Here is a 21,790-nt window from a genome sequence, read left to right as displayed (position 1 = left end):
TCCGGATGCCGGCCGGGTCAGCGGCGCTCTGCGGCCGCCTGGTCCGTGGCCCCGGCAGCCGGTGCCGCGTCTGACTCCGCAGCTGTGCGTGCTGCGTCCGGCACAGCAGGAGCAGTGCCTGCGGCGGCGGGAGCCGCCTCGCCCCAGCCCTGGACCGGCTTGGGTTTGGCGAAGAAGAGGACCACGGCTGCGCCGAGCAGGATTACGGCCGCCGGGAGCAGGATGGACTGGCCCATCGCCGTCGAGAACCCCTCATGGAGCGGCTCGGGCAAGGCGCCCCCGAAGCCCATGGGACTGGCGTCCGGGCTTGCTCCGGGACGGGCGGGAAGCTCGGCGGCCAGCCGGGCCTGGATGAGGACGGCGATGGCGGCGCTGCCAAGCACGGCACCGATCTGGCGGGTGGTGTTGTAGACGCCCGAGCCGGCCCCGGCCTGCCGCGGTGGCAGGTTGCGCGTGGCGGTGGAGCTCAACGGGGCCCAGATGCCTGCATTGGCGAAGCCCAGCACGGCGCTCGGGAGCAGGAACAGCCAGATGGGCGTGTCCGGGTGCATGAGGAGGGCGTTCCAGAACAGCGCCACAGACATCAGGACCAGGCCGCTCGCGGTGATGAATTTCGGGTTGACCTTGTCGATGATCCGGCCCACAACCGGTGCGAGGCCGCCGGAGATCAACGCCATCGGCACCATCATGAGCGCCGACTCGGTGGGGGTCAGGCCGCGGACAATCTGGTAGTAGAAAATCAGGGGCAGGGTGAACGCCGTGACGGTGAAGCCCACCGTGGTGATCGCAATATTGGCGAGCGAGAAGTTGCGGTCCTTGAAGAGGGACAGGGGCAGCAGCGGTTCACCGGTGTTGAATTTCTGCCACAGGACGAAGACGACCAGCACGGCGATGCCGCTGATGATCAGGCCCCAGACGGTGATGGGTCCGGTTATGGTGCCCCAATCGTACTTCTCGCCCTCCTGGATGCCGAAGACGACGAGAAAGAGTCCGAGGGCACTGAGCAGGACGCCGGGAATGTCGAACTTGTGCGGGTGGGTGCTCAGCGTGGGGACGAAGCGCATGGCAAGGATGAAGCCGGCAATCCCGACCGGGACGTTGATGAAGAAGATCCACTCCCAGCCGAGGCCGTCCACCAGGACGCCTCCGAGGATCGGGCCGACCAGGGTGGCGACGCCTGCGGTGGCACCCCAGATGCCCATGGCCGCTCCGCGGCGGTCTGGCGGGAAGATCCGGGTGATGACGGCCATGGTCTGCGGCGTCATCATGGCCGCGCCGAGGCCCTGGACCACACGGGCTGCAATGAGGGTCTGGACATCCCCGGAGAGGCCGCACCACAGCGATGCCAGGGTGAAGACGACCAGTCCGGAGAGGTAGAGCTTTTTCGGTCCGAAGCGGTCGCCAAGCCGGCCCGTGATGAGCAGGGGCACGGCGTATGCCAGCAGATAGCCGCTGGTGACCCAAATGACCGAGTTGATGTCAGTGTTCAGGCCCGCCATGATGCTCGGGTTGGCCACCGAGACGATGGTGGTGTCGATCAGGATCATGAAGAAGCCGATCACCAGGGACCAGAGTGCCGGCCATGGCCGGGCTACGTTTTCCATGGGGTTCCTTAGGGGCTGGTGTGAATGCTGGATGGGCAAAGATGGGGGTGGCCGGGGTCCGGCGTGATGTACTGCACGGGCCTCACCACGGCAGTTCGCCGGAGCGGAGCTGGTCCTGAAAGCCGCGGATCCAGGCGATTTCGGCCTGCAGCATGCTCTGCTGGTACTGGATATCGACCCAGTACTTGCGCTCTACGCCCTTCGTCCGGAGCAACTCTTCGCCGGACTCCAAGTACTCAAGCTGCTCCTGCAGTGCCGTGAGCCGCCGGTCCAGGAGTCCGACGACGACGTCGGCCGGCAGGTTGTAGGCCTCGGAAATGGCCAGCGGGAAGGACGGGTATTCGTTGACCGGGGCGGCGAGCATGTCCCGAATGCGCGCCGTGAACGCTTCGCGGCCGGCGGCCGAGATGGTGTACGTGGTGCGTTCCGGGCGGTTGCCTTCCCGGTCCGTTCCCGTGGCAGCGACGAGGCCCTGTTCCTCCAGCCGCCCGACCGCGTGATAGAGCGTTCCGGGCCGGACCTTGACCAGCCGGTCCTCGTGCCGGGCGATCAGAAGCTGGTACATCTCGTAGGGATGCATCGGCTCTTCCACGAGCAGGGAGAGCGCGGCGAGACCCAACGGTGTCAATGCGGTTCCCCGGGCCATGGTGCGGTGTCCTCTTCGTTCTGCAGTGCTTGTACTCCGCAACGATTATTCCACGTGGAATAATCGGGTGCAATCGTCCCTTGCCCCACTGCCCCGGCACCAGCCGCGCCCCGAACCTGGCGCGGTCCCCGCCCCGAACCTGGCGCGGTCCCCGGCGGGCCGGCCAGGAGGCCGGCCCGCCGGGCCTTCGTCAGCCGAGGAGGGCCAGGATGTCAGTCCGGGCAAACATCTGCGCGGCGGCCCGCGCGGAGGGGGTGCCGGCGTCGGGGTCGGCCCCGGCCTCCAGCAGCTCGCGGGCGACGTCGGTGTAGCCCTTGAAGACGGCGCCGGCCAGCGGTGTCTGGCCGCGGTCATTGGGCGTGTTGGCGTCGCCGCCGTGCTCCAGGATCAGCCGGACCGTGGCGGCGTGGCCGTGGTAGGCCGCCAGCATGACCAGCGAGTCACCGGAGGCATTGGTCAGCGTGGCCGGGGCGCCGGCCGCCAGGTAGGCACCCAGCACTCCGGAGTTGCCTTCGCGGGCCGCATCGAACAGCGTGTGGGCGAGCGCCAGCGTCTCGTCGTCGGACGCGGACTCGTTGGGTGCCGACCCGTTCTGTGCTGACCCGTTCAACGGAGACTCGGCGCTCATCGGGTGCCCCGCAGGAAGCCGGTCTGACGGCCCACGACCTGGCCTGCGTCGGGCGCCACAATGAGTTCCTGGGCTGCGGCGTAGGGCTCGTCGCCGTCGACGACGGTCAGGACCTCGTCCGCGGCGACGGAGCGTTTGATGACAGCAAGGGCCACCGGGCCCATTTCGTAGTGCTGCGCCACCGAGGTCACGGCGCCCACCTTGCGGTCGCCGGCGCGGACTTCGCTGCCGGCGGCGGGCAGGGTGTGCTGGGAGCCGTCGAGCTGGAGGAACACGAGCCGCCGCGGCGGGTGGCCCAGGTTGTGGACGCGGGCGACTGTCTCCTGGCCCTTGTAGCAGCCCTTGGACAGGTGCACGGCGGTGCGGACGAGGTCAAGCTCGTGCGGAATGGTTTTGTCGTCGGTTTCCGCACCCCAGCGGGGACGCCACGCGGCGATCCGGAGCGCCTCGGCCGCAAGGGTGCCGGCGAGGGGCCGGTCTCCGACCGTGGCGGCAAGGTCAGCCGCGGGGACGAGATACTCGAACCACGGCCGTTCCAGGCCGGGATGGGCGTCCTCACCCACCACCGCGTAGGAGTAGCCGCCGGCGCCCACGTGCGGCCACGGGTCCTCCCAGACCAGGAGCTGCGCCCACTCTTCGATCCGGCGGGTGGACCCGAGTACGGCCCAGTCCGCCGAGACGTCGGCGACCTCGACGCGGAGCATGAACTTCATCTTGGTGAGCCATTCGGCGAGCGGTGCCGCCTCGGCTCCTTCGACGATCAGCCAGGTGGTGGCGCCGTCGTCCACCACCCGGGCGTCAAATTCGATCCGGCCCTGGACGCTGAGCAGCAGCAGTTCGGTGGACTGGCCCGGGGCCAGGCCGGTGAGCTGCTGCGAGGACAGGGTGTTGAGCCAGCTGAGCCGGTCCGGTCCCGTGACGGTCACCACGCCGCGGTGTGAGAGATCGACGACGGCGCTGCCGGCAGCCAGCGCCCGCTGCTCCCGCAGCGGCTCACCGTAGTGGGCGGCGACGCCGGCGTCGGCACCGCCGGCCTCGACAGCGGCCGGGCGCGACAACAGAGGGCTTGTGATAGTCATATTGAAAGGAACGTCCTTTGGTGTGTGCGTATTCCGTCACCGGCAGGCCGGCACTGCCGGCCCAGCTTCCGGCGCCAGGTCCGCCGAGCGGAGTCACGTGCGGGGTTAGCGGTATTCCGGATTTTCGAAGTCGAACCGGGTGCCGGCCTTCCAGACGTCGGGGAGGTTGCCGTAAGCGGGGATGCCGCCGGCGTCCTTGAGCATCCGGGCCAGGTGCAGCATGTTCCAGGTCATGAAGGTGGTGTTGCGGTTGGTGAAATCGCTCTCCGGGCCCCCGGACCGCTCGTCAAGATAGCTCGGCCCCGGTCCGACGGGACCGATCCAGCCAGCGTCGGCCTGCGGCGGGATGGTGAACCCGATGTGCTGAAGGCTGTACAGGACGTTCATGGCGCAGTGCTTGATGCCGTCCTCATTGCCGGTGATGAGGCAGCCGCCCACTTTCGGATAGTAGGCCCACTGGCCCTTGGCGTTCAGCTGCCCGGAGTGGGCGTAGAGGCGCTCGATGAGCTTCTTGGTCTGCGAGGAGTTGTCCCCGAGCCAGATGGGCCCGGCAACGACGACGATATCCGCCTCCAGGACGGCCGGGTAGAGGTCCGGCCATTCGTCGGTGGCCCAGCCGTGCTCGCGCATATCCGGATAGACGCCGCTGGCGATGTCGTGGTCCACGGTGCGGATCACGCGGGTGGTGACGCCCTGCTTCTCCATGATCCGGCGGCTCACCTCGATCAGGCCCTGGGTGTTGGACACGTCCGGGGATTTCTTGAGGGTCCCGTTGAAGTACACGGCCCTAAGGTCGGCGTAGCTGGTGCTACCGGCGTCGCTGCTGGTGCTGGTGACATCGTCAGTCACGGTGTTTCTCCCTGGTCGATACGGACAACGGAAAAATCAGTGAGACCGTGTATTCAGCTTACTTTCGCGAGGATGGCCGATGCATGGGCTTCCAGGCCGCCGCTACCGGACGAGGAATCCTTGCCGGTGGCCACGTCCCAGCGCCACAGCAGGTTCCCGTCCACGAGGCCGAAGATCCGGGTGGCCGCCGTGTACTCCTTGGAGTGGCTGCCGCGCATCACCATATCGGTGCTGAGCTGGATCTGGGGCCCCTTGATCTGGCCGTAGTAGAGCTCCGAGATCCCGCCGGGGTGGGCGATGGACACCGAGATGTCGAAGCCGCCGTCGCTGTTGCGCAGGGCCTCGACCTCGTCGGCGCTCTTGAGCACGGGGACGATATCCGCCGGGATCAGGCCGGGGCCGCCGTCTTCCTCGCGCTGCTTGCGCTCCAGCGCCCAGAAGCCGGTCTCGACCGTCAGGGGACGCAACGTGGTCCCCTCGTCGTCGGTCAGCCAGCTTTCGGCGCGGTACTGCAGGTACGGCAGGCCGTTGTGCGTGAATGAGACATGCTGCAGGAAGTGCTCTGAGTCCTCGTCCCCGGCCCCCAGCCGGCCACGGCCCTCCCACTCACCAATGAGCCAGGACAGCGGAACGATTTCGGGCGTCAGATCTGTAGGAATTTCAATCGGCACAGCAACTACCTCTGGAAACTACGGTGACTGGAAAGTATCGGGTTACTTCTGGCCTTTGAAGAGGCGGTAGACGACAAAGCCGGCAAACCACGCCATGGACAGGCTGGCCACGCCGAGCAGGACAAGGAAGAAGATCTCATATGCAAGTACGGACATGATGCCATCCTAACGCTTAGAAGATGAGTAGTTTGTCTATGAAGTAGGCCAAGGAACCGACCGCCGACACCGGGCCAAGCCCCATTCCCACGGCCGCCAGGATCGTCAAGCCCTCACCGCTGAGGATGACGAGGCGGCGAAAACTCACCAGCACCGCCCCCACGACGACGCCGGCCAGGGCGGCCGGCAGCACTGCGATATCGGAGAACACGAGGCCGGCCAGCGGCCCGGCGAGCCCGGCGCTGATGATGCCCAGCGGTGCCACGATCCGGTCAGGCCAGCGGATCAGCCCTGCCAGCAAGGCGACCGCAGCGCTAATGGCAGCCACGAGGAGCATCTCCCGGACCCCGTTGAAGCGCGAATCCGCAATCCAGCCGGCGCCCAGGCAGGACAGCAGGACACCCGCGCACGAGCCCAGCGTGGATTCGAGTCGCTGGGCCTGGCCGGTACCCCGGAGCAGCTGCATGACGAAGATGGCCATGACCCCCACCGCAATGAACGACGGCGTCCAGTCCAGGAAGCCGGGGGCCGGAAGGTATGTCGCGGCCACCGCCGCCCCGACACCGGGCAGGCCGATCAGGGCTGCGAGGGTTTTCTTGGCGGGGATGCCGAGAAAATAGGGCCAGCCGATGCCGATGCCGGCGGCGGTGACGGCAGCGACGGCGAGGAGGACCTCGGGCGAGGAGTAGGCGCCGGCAACTACGGCCGCGAGACCGGCCAGGCCGATGATCCCGACGCTCCACAGCTTCACTGGTCTACTCGCCCTCGGCAGACCCGCCATGGCTGTACCTTCGCTCACTGCGGACCCCAATTCGACTCGGCTCAATTTCCACGGGCCGCGGGCCCTAACGGTTCAATCCTGCCCTATATGAACGCTATGTGTCGCAAACGGACCGGCCGGAGGTGACGGGACCATGGCCGGAAAGGGGCCTTTAGGTATACTCATGATCAGCAACACAGACGCCCAATGATGCGCGGACACCCCTTGGAGGAACAATGTCGCACATCCTGCTATTGACGAACAGCACCGGAACATCCGTGGACGTCCTGCCTGCTCTGGAACTATTGAACCACCGGGTGCATATCCTTCCTGCCGAGCCCACCGCCCTGCTCGAGACCGACCCCTGTGACATCGTCCTGCTGGACGCCCGCAAAGACCTGGTCGGCGCACGTTCCCTCACCCAGCTGCTCAAAGCAACCGGCCTCAGCGCCCCCCTGATGCTGATCCTCACCGAGGGCGGCATGGCCGCCGTCTCCTCGGCGTGGGCCGTGGACGACATCCTCCTCGAATCCGCCGGCCCGGCCGAGGTCGAAGCCCGGATCCGCCTCGGCGTCGCCCGCGCCGTCCCCGAGCAGGACGACGCCCCGACCGAAATCCGGGCCGCCGGCGTCGTAATTGACGAGGCCAGCTACACCGCGCGGGTCAACGGCGCCGCGCTCAACCTGACCTTCAAGGAATTCGAACTCCTGAAATACCTGGCCCAGCACCCCGGCCGGGTTTTCACCCGCCAGCAGCTGCTGACCGAAGTCTGGGGCTACGACTACTACGGCGGCACCCGCACCGTGGACGTCCACGTCCGTCGGCTCCGGGCCAAACTGGGCGCCGACCACGAGAACCTGATCAGCACCGTCCGCAACGTCGGGTACCGCCTGACCCTGGTCCGGCAGCCCGAGGACGAGCTCACCGAGGCCTGAGCAGGCTTGACCGGGCCGGCACCCAGCAACTACAGGCGCACAATATAGGGGCGCTCAAACGCCGCCACAAAGACCGAAGGCCCCGGACGAATGAGTCCAGGGCCTTCGGTCTGTCAGTGGAGGACATACGGGTCGAACGTATCGAGGCCACCCCAGTGGTGGATCCCCCTCGCATCCGGCTCAACGCCGGACGAGATATCGACTATACGTTGCCGTGCGGAGTTCGACAAAATCGGCCGCCGGCGGCCCTGCGCCCGATAGCCTTGCACCATGAGCCCTGCGCACCCGGAAAACTGGCCTGTACTTACTGTCAAAGGAACCGTCGACGGCGGCCTGCTGCGGGACGTCGCGGCCCTTGTCGCCGCCGCGGAAGAGTCCGACGGCAATCCGCCACTCTCCGAACAGACCCTCGTAACGCTGCGCGCCGCCGACCCCGGCGAGCATTCGGTGCTGGCCCTGGCGCTGTACGCCGCGGACGACGAGTCCGACCCCGCGACGGCGCAGGACCTGGCCGGCGTCGCCGTCGTCATCGAAGAACCCGACGGAACCGGGGTCCTCGAGGTCGCGGTCCATCCCAGCTACCGCAACCAGGGCGTCGGCGACCGCCTGGTGGGGGAACTGAAGAACGTCCGCGGCTTCGCGGGCCTCAACGCCTGGTCGCACGGAAACCACGAGGCCGCCGCGGACCTGGCGGCCCGCTACGGCTACGGCGCCGTCCGCGAACTGTGGAAAATGCGGCTCATGACGGCGGCGGCGGAGCTGCCGGAGGCAGGGCTCCCGGACGGCGTCCGGCTCCGGGCCTTCGTGCCCGGCCGGGACGAGGACGCATGGCTGGCCGCCAACAAGGCCGCTTTCGCCCATCACCCGGAGCAGGGCAACATGACGCGCGCCGATCTGGACGCCCGCATGGCCGAGCCGTGGTTTGATCCGGCAGGCTTCCTCTTGGCCGTGGACCCGGCGGACCGGATCCTCGGGTTCCATTGGACCAAGGTGCACCCCCGGCACGGGGACCACCCGGCGATCGGGGAGGTCTATGTGGTGGGCGTGGCCCCGGAGGCCCAGGGTTCCGGACTGGGCAAGGCCCTCACTGTTGCCGGCATCAAGCACCTGCAGGGCCTCGGGCTCCGCGCCGTCATGCTCTACGTCGACGCCGACAACGCCCCCGCCGTCGCACTCTACCGCCGGCTCGGCTTCACCCGCTGGGATGTGGACGTCATGTACGCGCCGCTCCCGCAGCAGTAATCCCGCTACCCTCATCAGCCCCCGCGGACCGGCGTTAGTCACGTCGGCGGACTACCGGCCCGGCCGGGCCGAAATCTGGGGCCATCGGGCCGTTATTGCTTGTAAGGTTGAACCTACATCGCGCCAGCATTGAGGAGACACCATGCCACGGGAAACTGCCCGGACATCCACGTCTGAACCCGCTACGCCGGAAAAGGGGGCGCGCCCTGTACGTGCCCGCTTTGGCTCCTCCGAAGTGCCGGCCTCGCGCGCCACCCAGGACCGGATCGACATTCCGGAGTTCGCGCCGAACCTGGAACCGGAAGGCGAAATCAGCCCGGACCGGTTCCTGGACCGGGAGCTGAGCTGGCTTGCGTTCAACGCCCGGGTCCTGGAACTGGCCGAGGACCCCAATCTGTACCTTCTGGAGCGGGTCAGCTTCCTGTCCATCTTCGCCTCCAACCTCGACGAGTTCTTCATGGTCCGGGTGGCCGGGCTGAAGCGGCGGATCGCCACGGGACTCGCCGTCCCCTCCCCCGCGGGGCTGAGCCCCATGCAGGTCCTGGAGCAGATCGGCGACGCGGCCCACCGGCTGCAGCAGCGCCACGCCCGGGTCTACGCCGAACAGATCAGGCCTGCTCTGGCCTACGAGCACATCCACCTCATGCACTGGGAGGAACTCGACTCCCAGGCCAAGGACCAGCTCAGCGCCATGTTCGCGGAAAAGGTATTCCCGATCCTGACCCCGCTGGCCGTGGATCCGGCCCACCCCTTCCCCTACATTTCCGGGCTGTCCCTGAACCTGGCCGTGGTGGTCCGCAACCCGGTCAGCGACAAGGAGCTCTTCGCACGTGTCAAGGTGCCTGACCAGCTGCCGCGCCTGATCTCCATCGACGGTCCCCGTGCCGGCTCCGTCCCGGGACGCGTGGCACGGTTCATCGCCCTCGAAGAGGTCATTGCCGTGCACCTGGACCAGCTGTTCGCCGGCATGGAGGTCCTGGAGCACCACACCTTCCGCGTGACCCGCAACGAGGACGTCGAGGTTGAAGAGGACGACGCCGAAAACCTCCTGCAGGCACTGGAGAAGGAACTCCTGCGCCGCCGGTTCGGCCCTCCCGTCCGGCTCGAGGTCACCAACGACATCAACCCGAACATCCGCGCCCTGCTGATCCGGGAGCTCGGCGTCGAGGAATCCGAGGTCTACTCCGTCCCGGCACCGCTGGACCTGCGCGGCCTCTCGGTCATTGCCGGGATCGACCGGGCGGACCTGCATTATCCGAAGCACGTCCCGCACACCTCGCGGCACCTCAACGAATCGGAGACGTCCAAGGCGGCCAACGTCTTTGCCGCCATGCGGCGCCGGGACATCCTCCTGCACCACCCGTATGACTCTTTCTCCACGTCCGTCCAGGCGTTCCTGGAACAGGCGGCCGCGGACCCGAAGGTCCAGGCCATCAAGCAGACCCTCTACCGCACGTCCGGGGACTCGCCGATTGTCGACGCCCTGATCGACGCCGCCGAATCCGGCAAGCAGGTCCTTGCCCTCGTGGAGATCAAGGCCCGCTTCGACGAACAGGCCAACATCTCCTGGGCGCGGAAACTCGAGCAGGCCGGCGTCCACGTGGTGTACGGCATCGTGGGCCTGAAGACCCACTGCAAGCTCTCGCTTGTGGTCCGCCAGGAAGTGGACGGCCTGCGCCGCTACTGCCACATCGGCACGGGCAACTACCACCCGCGCACAGCCCGGTACTACGAGGACCTGGGCCTGCTGACGTCCAACGAGCAGGTGGGCGAAGACCTCTCGAAGCTGTTCAACCAGCTTTCCGGCTACGCGCCGAAGTCCACATTCAAACGGCTGCTCGTGGCGCCGCGCTCAGTCCGGTCCGGTCTGATCGACAGGATCGAAACCGAGATCAGGAACGCTAAGGCCGGCATCGCCGCCCGGGTCCAGATCAAGGTCAATTCGATGGTGGACGAGGCCATCATCGATTCGCTCTACCGCGCGTCCCAGGCCGGGGTGCCGGTGGACGTCATCGTCCGCGGCATCTGCTCCCTGCGTCCCGGCGTTCCGGGCCTGAGCGAGAACATCACGGTCCGCTCCGTGCTGGGCCGTTTCCTGGAGCACTCGCGCGTCTTCGCCTTCGCCAACGCCGGCGACCCCGTGGTGTACATCGGCTCGGCCGACATGATGCACCGCAACCTGGACCGCCGGGTGGAGGCCCTCGTGCAGCTCACGAGCGGCGACGACACGAGCTATGTCCTGGACCTGCTCAAGCGCTACATGGATCCGGAAACCGCCAGCTGGCACTTGGACAAGCAGGGCGACTGGACCCGCCACCACCTCGCGGAAGACGGCCGGAACCTCGAGGACGTCCAGTCCTGGCTGCTTGCTTCCCGCTCGCGTCAACGTTCGACCAGCCTGCGGTAGGGGCCGTGAGTGTGAGCAGCGATGCACTGGTTGCGGACCAGACGGACCAGCCCGGCGAGGCGGTTGCCGTCACGGCGGCCGGCGCCATTCCGTGGCGCCTCAATTCGGTCAACAAGGACCAGCTTGAGGTCCTGCTGATTCACCGCCCGCGGTATGACGACTGGTCCTGGCCAAAGGGAAAGATCGACCCCGGCGAGACCATCCCGGAATGCGCCGTCCGCGAGGTCTGGGAAGAAATCGGGCTCGTTGCGCCTCTCGGGATCCCTCTTCCGCCCATCCACTACCACGTGCCCGCCGGGCTGAAGGTGGTGCACTACTGGGCGGTCGACGTCAACGGCGCTGCGCTGGTGCCGGACGGCAAGGAAGTGGACAGCATCATGTGGTGTTCACCCGAAAAGGCGGCCCGGCTGCTGAGCAACCCCAGCGATGTCGAGCCGCTCGAGCATCTGGCTTCGGCCCATGCCCGCGGCGAACTCAAGACCTGGCCCCTGCTGGTGGTCCGCCACGCGAAGGCCAAGCCGCGCTCCTCCTGGAGCAAGGCCGAGGGTGATCGCCCGCTGGCCGCGACCGGCATGCGGCAAGCGCAAGCGGTGGGCCGGCTCCTGCAGGCCTGGAAGCCGGCGCGGATCGTCTCCAGCCCGTGGCTCCGGTGCGTGGCCACCATCGCGCCCTACGCGAAGGCGGCCGACGCCAAGGTGAAGCTCAACGAGGCTCTCACCGAGCACCGGCACGGCCGCAGCCCGCACAAGACGGCCGCCGCCGTCGAGGCGCTGTTCGACAAGCAGCGGGCCGTGGCCCTGTGCACGCACCGCCCGGCGCTGCCGACCGTCTTGAAACAACTCGAAAAACACATGAACTCCCGCCTTCGGGACGAACTGCCGTCCTCGGACCCGTACCTGGCCCCGGGCGAGATGATCGTCTGCCACGTGGCCCACGGCAGCAAGAACAAGGTGGTTGCCGTGGAGCGGTTCAGGCCCTTCGACGACTGACGTCCCGCAACACGTGGCGCCCTGCTGCCCGGTACCTTCACACTGCGAAGCCTTGGACCGGACCTCTAGACTGGAACCGTGAGCATTCCTACGCCCTATGAAGACCTGCTGCGTGACGTCCTCGAGCACGGCACGCACAAATCGGACCGTACCGGAACCGGCACCCTCAGCGTGTTTGGTCGCCAACTCCGCTTTGACCTGAGCAAGAGCTTCCCGCTCATCACCACCAAACGGGTGCACTTCAAGTCCGTGGCCGTGGAGTTGCTGTGGTTCTTGCGCGGCGACACGAACGTCAAATGGATGCAGGACCAGGGCGTGACCATCTGGGACGAATGGGCCGACGCCGACGGCGAGCTCGGCCCCGTTTACGGGGTCCAGTGGCGCTCCTGGCCCACGCCCGACGGCGGCCACATCGACCAGATCGCCGAACTCGTCGAGAACCTCAGGTCCAACCCGGACTCGCGCCGGCACATCGTCTCGGCGTGGAACGTGGCCGAGCTCAAGGACATGGCTCTGCCGCCCTGCCATGCGTTCTTCCAGTTCTACGTGGCCGATGGCAAACTCTCCTGCCAGCTGTACCAGCGCTCGGCGGACACCTTCCTGGGCGTACCTTTCAACATCGCGTCCTACGCGCTGCTGACCTGCATGCTGGCCCAGCAGACCGGCCTGGAACCGGGCGAATTCGTCTGGACCGGCGGAGACGTGCACATCTACGACAACCACATGGACCAGGTCCTCAAGCAGCTCGCCCGCGAGCCCTACGACTACCCGCAGCTGAAGATCACCCGCAAGCCTGACTCCATCTTCGACTACACCCTCGAGGACTTCGAGGTGATCGGATACCAGCACCACCCGACGATTAAGGCCCCGATAGCCGTATGAGCACAGAAAAGACCCCGGGCGTGCAGCCCGGCGATTTCACCGAGCAACTCCGAGCCTCCACCACCGGCCTGGGGCTGGTCTGGGCCCAGACCAGCACCGGCGTCATCGGCAAAAGCGGCACCATGCCGTGGCACCTGCCCGAGGACCTCAAGCACTTCAGCAGCCTCACCGCCGGCCACCCGGTCATCATGGGCCGCAAGACCTGGGAGTCGTTCCCGGAGAAGTTCCGCCCGCTGCCCGGCCGGACGAACATCGTCATCACCCGCCAGGAAGCCTGGGGCGGAACGCCCGCGGCGGCCGGTGCCGTCGCCGTCAGGTCCCTCGACGATGCTCTCCTGGAATCGCAGTTCGCCCCCGGCAACGAGATGGTCTGGATCATCGGCGGCGGAAGCATCTACGCGCAGGCGCTGGACCTTGCCGACGTCGCGGTTGTGACCACGATCGACACCACAGCGGAAGGGGACACCTTCGCGCCCGAACTCGGCTACGAATGGGCCGCCTCGGCCAGCCTTCCCGCCAACGGCTGGCTGACGTCCGCCAGCGGCACCCGCTACAGGGTCACGCTATGGCGCCGTACGGAGGCCAAGTAGTGCTGAGGAAGCCCGAGACACTCTTTGTCCTGGGGTACATGCTCCTGCCCCTGCTGGCGCTGCTCTCGGCGATCGTGGGACTGACCATGATCCTGGGCGGCAACAAGATCCCCGGTGCCATCGTGCTGGTGGTGGTGACCCAGGTCTTCGCGTTCGGGGCGGTCTTTGCGCTGCGCCGACGCAAAGCGGCGCTGCTGGAAGAGCCGCACAGCGACTAGCGCCGGCCGCCTCCCGGCCCGGCGTCGTCCGCGCCCGCGTGACGTAACCGACTGCGTCCTGCGGCCGGTGAAGTCTAAACTGGGCCCATGACTACAGCAGCTACCCCGTCCGTCGGCCTGGTCGGTTGGCGTGGCATGGTCGGTTCCGTCCTGATGCAGCGCATGCAGGACGAGGGCGACTTCGCCAATATCAACCCGGTCTTCTTCTCCACCTCGAACGCGGGCGGTGCCGCCCCGGCCATTGCCGGTGCTGCCGCGGGCGCGGCCGGCAAGCTGGAGGACGCGTTCGACGTCGAGACGCTGGCGAAGCTGCCCATTATTGTCACCGCACAGGGCGGCGACTACACCAAGCAGGTCCACGGCGAGCTGCGCAGCCGCGGCTGGGACGGCCTCTGGATCGACGCCGCGTCCACCCTGCGCATGAATGATGACTCCATCATCGTGCTGGACCCCATCAACCGGGATGTCATCGACGCCGGCCTGTCCGGCGGCGTGAAGGACTACATCGGCGGCAACTGCACCGTGTCCTGCATGCTCATGGGCCTCGGCGGGCTGTTCAAGAACGGCCTCGTCGAGTGGGGCACCTCCATGACGTACCAGGCCGCCTCCGGCGGCGGCGCACGCCACATGCGTGAACTGCTGAACCAGTTCGGCACCCTCAACGCGGAGGTCAGCAGCGAACTGAGCGACCCGGCGTCGGCCATCCTGGAAATCGACCGGAAGGTCCTGGCGCACCAGCGCACCGACATCGACGCCACGCAGTTCGGCGTCCCGCTGGCTGGCTCCCTCATCCCCTGGATCGACGCGGATCTCGGCAACGGCCAGTCCAAGGAGGAGTGGAAGGCCGGGGTGGAGACCAACAAAATCCTCGGCACCTCGGCCGAAGACCACGTCATCATGGACGGGCTGTGCATCCGGATCGGCGCCATGCGCTCGCACTCCCAGGCCCTGACCCTGAAGCTGCGCGAAGACCTCTCGGTCGCCGAGATCGAGAAGCTCCTGGACGCGGACAACGAGTGGGCCCACGTGGTGCCGAACACCAAGGAAGCCTCGATGGCCGACCTCACCCCCGTGGCGGCGTCCGGCACCCTGAACATTCCGGTGGGACGCATCCGCAAGATGGAGATGGGCCCGCAGTACATCAGTGCGTTCACGGTCGGTGACCAGCTGCTGTGGGGCGCCGCCGAGCCGCTGCGCCGCATGCTCCGCATCGCCACCGGAACCCTCTAGGGCTCGTCAGGAACCCGTTCCGGCACCAAGATATCTGCGGTACTTCGCGGCCTGCAGCTCAAAGGATTTTTGGGCGGCAGGCCGCAGCCCGTTAACGGCATCGAAGGGCTCGGCCACGACGCCACCGCCCCGGCGGCCCGCCGGTCCCGCCCAGGTGCCGATCACCCCGCCGCCCGCCACAATGGTCTTCTTGAACACGCCGTTGCCGCCCGGGACGATTCTGTCCGCATGCTCGGCCGGCAGCACGAGGGACCGGTCCGCGTAGCCGAGCAGGAATTCGTCGAACCCCGGCAGGGCCAGCACGGTGCGCCGCCCGGGGACGCCGTCGTCGAGCAGCGATGCCGTTTCGGGCGAGAGCCAGTAGCTGGTCCCCTCGTGCCGCAGCTCCACGAGCTGGTCCTTCACCTGTGCCAAGGCGGCCCGGGTTTCCGTCAGCGGAAGACCGGACCACCAGGCAAAATCACGTTCCGTGGCGGGGCCGTGGCTGCGGAAGTAACGCAGCAGCCATTCGGCGATACCTTCTGACCGGTCCAGGGTCCGCGACCCGGTGATCCAGTCGTCGAAAGCCACGATCAGCTGCTGGTTGCCGGCCAGCGGACCCTGCACCAGCAATCCCCGCTGGCACAGGGCGCCGAGCAGATGAATGCCGCGCTGGCCGGCCGTGGACTGTCCCGCCCGTTCCAAGGCCTGGAACAGCTCCGTCCGGCTGGCGGCTGCTCCTCCGGAGACCAGCTGCAGCGCGGTGTCCGCGGCGGCGTCGAGGTCCGCGGCGCTGATCTCCAGCTCCCGGTGGCGCGCGGCCAGGCCGCGGATCAGCCGGCCGGAGGTAATGGCCAGCATCCACTTCAGGTCCTCGGGAGCCAGCACGTGCAAAGTGCCGCGCATCGGCCAGGAGCGGACTATCTCCCCCCGGTCCAGGGCGGCGCGGACATCGTCACCGCGCGACCCCGGCACCCGCTGGCCGACAGCCCAGAGAACGGACGGCAGGTCCTGCGCCTGCATGGCCGTCATTCGGCGGACGGCGTCCGGTACGCTCTGAAACCCTGGCCCCAGCAGACCCTGTGCGGCCAGCCGCAGCCTGCCGATGATGCCGGGGCTGAGCCGGGCGCCTGTCGCTGCTGTCACGTGTCAATGGTAGGCCGGGCAATGCCTGGACGGCTTCGTTCGCTGCCGGGTTTGCCGGGCATTCTGCCGGGTTGCTTGCCCGGCTTGTTGCCCGGTTGCTCCCAGCCGCCGTACAGCGGACCTCATTACCCTTGATGCATGACCATGAGTGACGTGTGGCCGCAACTGCGGCCCCTGTGCCGGAAGCTGGCCCTGCTGGGCTGGGCCTCCAGCGCCGCCGGCATGGCTGCCGGACTCGCCGTCGCAATTGCCAGCGGGACGCGGCTTTCGCCCATGATGAGCACCCTGCAACTGGTGGCCGGGTTGTGCATGGCTGTTTCCGTGGCCAGCTTCGTCACGGCCGCGGCCCTGCAGCCGCGCGCCCGGGTCCGGGAAGGCGCGAAGCCCGGAAGCGTGGCCCCGCGCGGCCGGGACCTTCAGCTCGACTACGCCGGGGAGTTTCCGGCCACCGTCCAGGCCTTCCTGCTCGGCTCGCTGGCCCTCCTCGCCGGCGCCGTGGCATTTGCGTGCGCCGGACTCGTGCTGCAAAGCGGTCCCAGCGTCCAGTCCGTGGCCTTCTGCCAGGTCTTCCTGCTCGGGGCCGCTGCCTCCGGCTTCACCTTCATGCTCTTCAGCAAGGTGACCCCCCGCCATATGGACCGCTAGCCCGGCTTTTCCTGAAGGGCCATTCCTGCAGGGGCGACGCCGATCAGCAGCGGTTCCGGGTGAAGGCAGGCTTCAAGGAGCACGCCAACCGCCCGTTCCATGGATTCGGCTTCGAATGTCATGGCCGGGTCGTGAAGTCCTGGCTGGACGTTCGCTCCGACGGCGAGCATGGCTGCCTGAATTTCGGGGTTTCGCAGTGTGTAGAAATGGAAGTCGTCCGATCCCGATGTGACAATACGTGGCCGCAAGTGGTCGTCGCCCAGTTCCGTGGCCACTGCCGCTGCGAGGGCGGCTTCGGCGCGGGGTCCGATCATGGCCGCGGGTACGGCATCCCTGAAGTCGAGGTCGATCACTGTCCCTGTTGACGCAGCCACCCGTGCACAGACCGATTCGAGTCCTGCGCGGAGGGCGGACATGACTTCATTGGTTTGGGCGCGCAGGTCCACTCCGAAGCGCCCGCTGCCCGGTATGACGTTGAGGTTGTCCCCACCGGCGTGGAGCATGGTCATCTTGGCCGAACTGGGAACTTGCGGGTCAACCCGTATGCGACCCAACCCCTCGGAGATTTCGAGCGCAACCTCAACGGCGTTCGCCCCGAGGTGTGGACGCGCCCCGTGATGGTCAGACCCCGTGATGGTTCCCGCCGCAAACAGGCATGATCCGTGCGAAATGGATGGCGCGAAATATGGAGCCGGGAGTTCTTCTTCCGGACGTAAGTGCACGCCGAAGAGATAACTAAGCCCATCGCTGACACCCAAAGCAGCCACGTGTTCGGCACCGTTTCCCAATTCCTCGGCTGGCTGGAAGATCGCCCGCACGGAGCCTTCCAGCAGGTCCCCGAGTTCTCCCAGTTCCAGCATCACGGTGGCGACTATTGCCATGTTGGCGTCGTGACCGCAGGAGTGGACCGCCGTCGGTCCCCCTGCCGTGTCTCGTACAAGGGCGTCCATTTCTGCCCGCAGTCCAATCACCGGAGGACCCGTCCCCACGTCGGCCGTGAAACCCGGGAGGGAGTCGAACCTGCGAACCTCAAGGCCCGCCTGCTCCAGAAGTCCCGCGAGATACTCTGCAGTGGCGAATTCCTGCATGCTGGGTTCAGGATGGTTGTGCAGGTGAGTCCAAATCTCCGCCAGCCGGCGGCGCCTCATGGCGCCGCCACTCACGCGCTGACTTCGCATTCACTCACCGTGAGTTCGGCAAGAATGTCCGTGTCCATATCGACTCCGAGCCCTGGCCGCTCAGTGATCTGGACGTTGGGGAGAATGTACTGGAGGTCGCCAGGTTCCGTGGCGAACTTGATGGGACCGGAGAGTTCGGTGGACACGATGTTCGGGTGGCTGAGGGCCAGGTGGAAACCGGCAGCGGAGGCAACGCTTGTTTCCAGCATGGAACCGATCTGCACTTTGAGTCCGCCGAGTTCAGCCTGAGTGGCCAGACGATGACACGGCGTGATGCCGCCGCTCTTCATCAGTTTAAGGTTGACCATGTCCACCGAGCGGTCGCGGACGAACCGCGCGAGGTCGCTGGCGTCAACCACGGACTCGTCGGCCATGAGGCGGGCGTTCGTGTCCTGGCGGAGGAGCCGGAAGCCATCGATATCGTCCGCGGGGATTGGCTGCTCGACCCAGTCAATCCCGAATGGTTCAAGGGCTCGGATCATGGTGCGTGCGGTGGCGGTATCGCCCCAGCCCTGGTTTGCGTCCACCCGAATGGCCATATCGTTGCCGATCGCTGCCCGGACCGCCCGCACGCGCTCGATGTCCTGCCCGTCACCGCTGCCGAGCTTCATTTTGAGGTGGCGGTAGCCTTCCCCGCGCGCTTGGATTGCCTGCGCCACCAGGACTTCCGGTTCCAGGATGCTCAATACCTTGGCGATGGTTGGCTGTTCAGGCCGCCGGCCGCCGAGCAGTGCGTAGATGGGTCGCCCGGCCGCCTTTCCCGCCAGGTCCCAGCAGGCAATGTCGACGGCTGCTTTCGCAGCTCCACAGCCCTTGAGCGCCTGGTTGAGCCGCTGATGGATGGCAGTGATGTCGCGGGGATCCAAACCCATCACGGCGGGAAGCAACTCGGTTTTGAGGGCTTCGACGGTCCCGGTGGGGGTTTCTCCGGTGATGTGGCCGTCCGGAACGCTCTCGCCGTACCCGGTTAAACCGTCGGCGGTCTCGAGCGTAAGGATAACGCTCGGCATTGAGGCGTAAGTGGCATAGGAAACCACAAAGGGTTCCAGCAACGGAACCTCGATGAGGGTGACGGTGGCGCGGGAGATCTTCATGTAGGGCTCACTGTTCATAGGGCGGGAAGAAACGAGGAACGAGGGAAGGCGCAGTCAGGGCGTTCCGGGCCCGGCCGCCAAACATGACATCTGGTTTGGCAGTGCATCCGGGCTTCTTACATAACGCTGTTGAGGAATGCGATGGTCCGGGGGTTTTGCGGGTTGTCCAGCACGGATGCCGGCGCTCCTGATTCCACCACCACGCCGCCGTCCATAAAGACGACGTTGTCCGCAGCGCTACGGGCGAAGCCAATTTCATGAGTGACAACGATCATGGTCATGCCATCGGAGGCCAGCGTGCGCATAACGTCGAGGACGTCGCCGACCAGTTCCGGGTCCAGGGCGCTCGTCGGCTCATCAAAGAGCAGGAGTTGGGGGTCCATGGCCAGTGCCCTGGCAATTGCGACCCGCTGCTGCTGCCCTCCGGATAGCTGCGCCGGGTAGGCCTTCGCCAGGTGTGCCAGGCCCACCCGCTCCAGCAAGTCCATTCCGCGCTTGGACGCTTGCTGCTTGGGCACTTTTTTGACTCCCACCGGCGCAACCGAGATGTTCTCCAGGGCAGTCATATGCGGGAAGAGATTGAAGCGCTGAAAAACCATGCCGATGCCGCGCCGCTGCCTGGCCACTTGACGGGGATTCATTTCAAAAATCCGGTCCTGACGCTGGGTATAGCCGATCAGGTCCCCGCCGACGGATATCCGTCCTCCGTCGATCCGCTCCAAATGATTGATGCAACGCAGGAAGGTGGACTTGCCGGAACCGGATGGGCCTAGAAGGCACATAACTTCCCCGGGGTTGACGGTCAGCGAGATGCCCTTCAACACCTCCACGCTGCCGTAGCGTTTGCGGACGTTTCTGGCAACGAGGAGCGGCGAGGCGGCGGGGCCGACCGTGTGCTCACGGGTGGCGAGGGCATCGGTCATGGCTGAAGTCCTTTCGATTCTGCGTGGGGCTTGCCGTGTTTGCGGAGTGTGGAGATCATCCTGCCCAGGGGTGTGGGGGTCTGCTGGCGTACGTTTCCACGGCCGTAGTGCCGCTCCAGGTAGTACTGCGGAACGGATAGCACCGTGGTCAGGAACAGGTACCAGCAGCTGACCACCACGAGCAGTTCCACCTGGCGCAGGCTCTGCGAAGAGATTTGCGTTGCCACGGTATAGAGCTCGAGTACCGCGATGACTGACAACAGCGAGGTGTTTTTCAACATCGAGATGGTCTCGTTGCCCATCGGCGGGATGATCACGCGCATCGCTTGCGGCAGCACCACCCGGAAAAGGGCGAAGGCTGGTGACATCCCGAGCGAATACGCGGCTTCGTGCTGGCCGGTATCCACTGAAAGCATCCCTCCCCGGATTATTTCCGCTGAATACGCGGCCTGGTTCAACGTCATGGCCAGCAGCCCGGCCGTGAACGCTGGAACCAGTGCGTTGGTGTCCATGGAGAAGAACGTGAAGTCAGTGAACGGGAGGCCCAGGGAAATCTGCGAATAGAGCAGCCCCAGGTAGCCCCAAAAGACGACTTGGATCAGCAGTGGGGTGCCGCGGAAGACCCACACGTAGAGCCAGGCGAAGGCGTTCATCACCGGATTTCTGGACAGGCGCATCACCGCGAGCAGCACTCCAAGCAGCGTGGACACGAGCATGGAAATGACCGTCAGCGCCAGGGTAAGGCCTATTCCGCCGAGGATCCGTCGATGGAACAGGTAGTTCTTGATGGTCGAGTGGTCGATGTTCGGGTTGGACCACAGCGATGACAAAAGGGCCACAAACCCGAGAGCCAGCACTGCCGCGACTACCCAGCGCCACGGGTGGCGCAACGGAACAGCTACAACATCGTCCTCGGCGGTGCCGACGATTGCGGTTTCGGTTGCGGTCTCAGCCGTTACTCTCCGGGATGGGAGCGTGCTTGCCTGTTTCATGGTTTGGCCGTACCCAAGTTGAGGCCGGTTTCCTTGACCCTGTAGTCGGAGAGGTCGTACTTCTCAAGGATCGTGCCATAACTGCCGTCGGCGACGATCGCCTGAAGGGCTGCCAGCAACGCCTTGCCGAGCTCCGCATCCTTCTTAAGGACACCGATCCCGGTGTAGACCGGGTTGTAGCCGGCAGGGTTTGCCGGGTCTTTGACGATGTCGAAGATCTTGCCGTTCCCGGCAGTCTTGGCGGCGTAGGCAGCCGCGGCGGAATCGACGACGTCAGCTGCGGCTTTTCCTGAACGGACGGCCGTCTGGACATCCGTTTCCAGCGGAAGTTCGGAGACGCTCACCGGTTCTGATCCCTTGTCCCTGCACTGCTGGTCATAGCTGCGGAGAATCTCCGCCTGCACAGTCGCCTTCTGCACGGCTACGTTCCTGCCGCAAAGGTCCATCACGGTCGTGATGCGGTCCGGGTTGCCCTTGGGCACGAGGATGGAGAACCCGGCATGAAAGTAGTCCACGAAGTTCAGGGTCGCCTGGCGCTCGGCGGTGTCGTTCATCCCTGACATGATGATGTCGTTCTTGCCCGACTGCAGCGACGGAATGATGCTGTCGAAAGCCTGGGTCTGCAGTTCCAGGCGGACCCCGAGCTTCGCGCCCAGGGCCTGGGCAAGGTCGTAGTCCAGACCCGTGAGTTTTTGGTTCTCATCGAACATCTCCATCGGCGGGTACGGAATGTCCGATGCCACCTTGATGACTCCGGCTGACTTGTAGCGCTCTGGCAGGGCCGCTGCTGCAGCGGGGTCGACGTCGGCGGCGGACAAAGTCTTCGAATTCGCCGCGGGCACTGCTCCTCCCGAACAGGCCGCTAGTCCGAAGGTGAGGGTCAGGCCGGCAGCGCCAAGGGCCTGGCGCGCGATACGCGCGGAAACCGTACGATTCCTGGGTCGCAT

The 21,790-nt window shown here is 66.3% G+C and carries 22 protein-coding genes; 9 read left to right on the top strand and 13 right to left on the bottom strand.

Going from position 1 to position 21,790, the window contains the following annotated elements; all coding sequences use genetic code 11:
• Window positions 1–17 precede the first annotated feature (17 nt).
• The 7 genes from ABD243_RS03420 to ABD243_RS03390 all read right to left on the bottom strand — a co-directional run bounded on the left by ABD243_RS03420 (window position 18) and on the right by ABD243_RS03390 (window position 6,384).
• Window positions 18–1,604, bottom strand: a complete 1,587-nt coding sequence (locus ABD243_RS03420; protein WP_344362085.1) for a DHA2 family efflux MFS transporter permease subunit — start codon at window positions 1,602–1,604, stop codon at window positions 18–20.
• Window positions 1,605–1,686: 82 nt separating this feature from the next.
• On the bottom strand, window positions 1,687–2,250 hold the full coding sequence (locus tag ABD243_RS03415; protein WP_344362083.1) for a PadR family transcriptional regulator: 564 nt from the start codon (window positions 2,248–2,250) through the stop codon (window positions 1,687–1,689).
• A gap of 190 nt (window positions 2,251–2,440) precedes the next feature.
• A complete protein-coding gene (locus ABD243_RS03410) occupies window positions 2,441–2,878 on the bottom strand; it encodes an ankyrin repeat domain-containing protein (RefSeq protein WP_344362079.1) in 438 nt (145 codons plus the stop codon).
• Entirely contained in the window at window positions 2,875–3,957 is a 1,083-nt protein-coding gene (gene ygfZ / locus ABD243_RS03405; RefSeq protein ID WP_344362077.1) for a CAF17-like 4Fe-4S cluster assembly/insertion protein YgfZ, read from the bottom strand. The genes ABD243_RS03410 and ygfZ overlap by 4 nt, the downstream gene beginning before the upstream one ends.
• Window positions 3,958–4,062: 105 nt before the next feature.
• Window positions 4,063–4,806 (bottom strand): flavodoxin family protein, encoded by a 744-nt coding sequence (locus ABD243_RS03400; protein WP_344362075.1) that lies wholly within the window; start codon window positions 4,804–4,806, stop codon window positions 4,063–4,065.
• 53 nt (window positions 4,807–4,859) lie between these two features.
• Entirely contained in the window at window positions 4,860–5,477 is a 618-nt protein-coding gene (locus tag ABD243_RS03395; protein ID WP_344362073.1) for a nitrobindin family protein, read from the bottom strand.
• Window positions 5,478–5,649: 172 nt separating this feature from the next.
• Complete coding sequence (locus tag ABD243_RS03390; RefSeq protein ID WP_344362116.1) at window positions 5,650–6,384, bottom strand: permease; 735 nt, start codon at window positions 6,382–6,384, stop codon at window positions 5,650–5,652.
• A gap of 245 nt (window positions 6,385–6,629) precedes the next feature.
• Between ABD243_RS03390 and ABD243_RS03385 the strand changes: the two genes are divergently transcribed.
• The 8 genes from ABD243_RS03385 to asd all read left to right on the top strand — a co-directional run bounded on the left by ABD243_RS03385 (window position 6,630) and on the right by asd (window position 14,886).
• On the top strand, window positions 6,630–7,328 hold the full coding sequence (locus ABD243_RS03385) for a winged helix-turn-helix transcriptional regulator (RefSeq protein ID WP_091251927.1): 699 nt from the start codon (window positions 6,630–6,632) through the stop codon (window positions 7,326–7,328).
• Between the two features lie 270 nt (window positions 7,329–7,598).
• Window positions 7,599–8,570, top strand: a complete 972-nt coding sequence (gene mshD, locus ABD243_RS03380; protein ID WP_344362069.1) for a mycothiol synthase — start codon at window positions 7,599–7,601, stop codon at window positions 8,568–8,570.
• A 142-nt stretch (window positions 8,571–8,712) separates the two neighbouring features.
• Window positions 8,713–10,977 (top strand): RNA degradosome polyphosphate kinase, encoded by a 2,265-nt coding sequence (locus ABD243_RS03375; protein WP_116765124.1) that lies wholly within the window; start codon window positions 8,713–8,715, stop codon window positions 10,975–10,977.
• An 11-nt stretch (window positions 10,978–10,988) separates the two neighbouring features.
• Window positions 10,989–11,966: an NUDIX hydrolase gene (locus ABD243_RS03370; RefSeq protein WP_344362065.1), complete on the top strand. Its 978-nt coding sequence runs from the start codon at window positions 10,989–10,991 to the stop codon at window positions 11,964–11,966.
• A gap of 78 nt (window positions 11,967–12,044) precedes the next feature.
• Window positions 12,045–12,848: a thymidylate synthase gene (locus tag ABD243_RS03365; protein WP_344362063.1), complete on the top strand. Its 804-nt coding sequence runs from the start codon at window positions 12,045–12,047 to the stop codon at window positions 12,846–12,848.
• Entirely contained in the window at window positions 12,845–13,438 is a 594-nt protein-coding gene (locus ABD243_RS03360) for a dihydrofolate reductase (RefSeq protein WP_116765127.1), read from the top strand. Before ABD243_RS03365 ends, ABD243_RS03360 begins: the two co-directional genes overlap by 4 nt.
• On the top strand, window positions 13,438–13,656 hold the full coding sequence (locus tag ABD243_RS03355; protein ID WP_344362060.1) for an NF038396 family protein: 219 nt from the start codon (window positions 13,438–13,440) through the stop codon (window positions 13,654–13,656). The genes ABD243_RS03360 and ABD243_RS03355 overlap by 1 nt, the downstream gene beginning before the upstream one ends.
• Before the next feature lie 87 nt (window positions 13,657–13,743).
• The gene (gene asd, locus ABD243_RS03350) at window positions 13,744–14,886 is read left to right on the top strand and encodes an aspartate-semialdehyde dehydrogenase (protein ID WP_091251914.1); all 1,143 of its coding nucleotides are present in this window, start codon (window positions 13,744–13,746) and stop codon (window positions 14,884–14,886) included.
• 6 nt (window positions 14,887–14,892) lie between these two features.
• Here the strand turns inward: asd and ABD243_RS03345 are convergent, their stop codons facing one another.
• Window positions 14,893–16,011, bottom strand: a complete 1,119-nt coding sequence (locus ABD243_RS03345; protein WP_344362056.1) for a winged helix DNA-binding domain-containing protein — start codon at window positions 16,009–16,011, stop codon at window positions 14,893–14,895.
• 138 nt (window positions 16,012–16,149) lie between these two features.
• Between ABD243_RS03345 and ABD243_RS03340 the strand changes: the two genes are divergently transcribed.
• The gene (locus tag ABD243_RS03340; protein ID WP_237563233.1) at window positions 16,150–16,656 is read left to right on the top strand and encodes a hypothetical protein; all 507 of its coding nucleotides are present in this window, start codon (window positions 16,150–16,152) and stop codon (window positions 16,654–16,656) included.
• Here the strand turns inward: ABD243_RS03340 and ABD243_RS03335 are convergent.
• The 5 genes from ABD243_RS03335 to ABD243_RS03315 all read right to left on the bottom strand — a co-directional run bounded on the left by ABD243_RS03335 (window position 16,653) and on the right by ABD243_RS03315 (window position 21,790).
• On the bottom strand, window positions 16,653–17,804 hold the full coding sequence (locus ABD243_RS03335; protein ID WP_344362114.1) for an amidohydrolase: 1,152 nt from the start codon (window positions 17,802–17,804) through the stop codon (window positions 16,653–16,655). The two genes, ABD243_RS03340 and ABD243_RS03335, sit on opposite strands and share 4 nt — an antisense overlap.
• Window positions 17,805–17,815: 11 nt before the next feature.
• On the bottom strand, window positions 17,816–18,928 hold the full coding sequence (locus ABD243_RS03330; protein WP_344362051.1) for a mandelate racemase/muconate lactonizing enzyme family protein: 1,113 nt from the start codon (window positions 18,926–18,928) through the stop codon (window positions 17,816–17,818).
• 116 nt (window positions 18,929–19,044) lie between these two features.
• Complete coding sequence (locus ABD243_RS03325) at window positions 19,045–19,851, bottom strand: amino acid ABC transporter ATP-binding protein (protein ID WP_344362048.1); 807 nt, start codon at window positions 19,849–19,851, stop codon at window positions 19,045–19,047.
• On the bottom strand, window positions 19,848–20,843 hold the full coding sequence (locus tag ABD243_RS03320) for an amino acid ABC transporter permease (protein WP_344362045.1): 996 nt from the start codon (window positions 20,841–20,843) through the stop codon (window positions 19,848–19,850). Before ABD243_RS03320 ends, ABD243_RS03325 begins: the two co-directional genes overlap by 4 nt.
• Entirely contained in the window at window positions 20,840–21,790 is a 951-nt protein-coding gene (locus ABD243_RS03315; protein WP_344362043.1) for an ABC transporter substrate-binding protein, read from the bottom strand. Before ABD243_RS03315 ends, ABD243_RS03320 begins: the two co-directional genes overlap by 4 nt.

Origin of the sequence: Arthrobacter humicola (assembly GCF_039531445.1) — a bacterium.
Classification (GTDB): Bacteria; Actinomycetota; Actinomycetes; order Actinomycetales; family Micrococcaceae; genus Arthrobacter; species Arthrobacter humicola.
The sequence above is the reverse complement of the archived record's forward strand: the minus strand, read 5'-3'. Positions and strand labels throughout refer to the sequence as shown.

Excerpts from the sequence above, each read along its gene's own strand:
- ABD243_RS03360 (WP_116765127.1), top strand. The coding sequence starts at position 12,845 with ATGAGCACAGAAAAGACCCCGGGCGTGCAGCCCGGCGATTTCACCGAG.
- ABD243_RS03340 (WP_237563233.1), top strand. The coding sequence starts at position 16,150 with ATGACCATGAGTGACGTGTGGCCGCAACTGCGGCCCCTGTGCCGGAAG.
- ygfZ (WP_344362077.1), bottom strand. The coding sequence starts at position 3,957 with ATGACTATCACAAGCCCTCTGTTGTCGCGCCCGGCCGCTGTCGAGGCC.
- asd (WP_091251914.1), top strand. The coding sequence starts at position 13,744 with ATGACTACAGCAGCTACCCCGTCCGTCGGCCTGGTCGGTTGGCGTGGC.
- ABD243_RS03385 (WP_091251927.1), top strand. The coding sequence starts at position 6,630 with ATGTCGCACATCCTGCTATTGACGAACAGCACCGGAACATCCGTGGAC.
- ABD243_RS03420 (WP_344362085.1), bottom strand. The coding sequence starts at position 1,604 with ATGGAAAACGTAGCCCGGCCATGGCCGGCACTCTGGTCCCTGGTGATC.
- ABD243_RS03320 (WP_344362045.1), bottom strand. The coding sequence starts at position 20,843 with ATGAAACAGGCAAGCACGCTCCCATCCCGGAGAGTAACGGCTGAGACC.
- ABD243_RS03315 (WP_344362043.1), bottom strand. The coding sequence starts at position 21,790 with ATGCGACCCAGGAATCGTACGGTTTCCGCGCGTATCGCGCGCCAGGCC.
- ABD243_RS03375 (WP_116765124.1), top strand. The coding sequence starts at position 8,713 with ATGCCACGGGAAACTGCCCGGACATCCACGTCTGAACCCGCTACGCCG.
- ABD243_RS03325 (WP_344362048.1), bottom strand. The coding sequence starts at position 19,851 with ATGACCGATGCCCTCGCCACCCGTGAGCACACGGTCGGCCCCGCCGCC.
- ABD243_RS03415 (WP_344362083.1), bottom strand. The coding sequence starts at position 2,250 with ATGGCCCGGGGAACCGCATTGACACCGTTGGGTCTCGCCGCGCTCTCC.
- ABD243_RS03330 (WP_344362051.1), bottom strand. The coding sequence starts at position 18,928 with ATGAAGATCTCCCGCGCCACCGTCACCCTCATCGAGGTTCCGTTGCTG.
- ABD243_RS03335 (WP_344362114.1), bottom strand. The coding sequence starts at position 17,804 with ATGAGGCGCCGCCGGCTGGCGGAGATTTGGACTCACCTGCACAACCAT.
- mshD (WP_344362069.1), top strand. The coding sequence starts at position 7,599 with ATGAGCCCTGCGCACCCGGAAAACTGGCCTGTACTTACTGTCAAAGGA.
- ABD243_RS03410 (WP_344362079.1), bottom strand. The coding sequence starts at position 2,878 with ATGAGCGCCGAGTCTCCGTTGAACGGGTCAGCACAGAACGGGTCGGCA.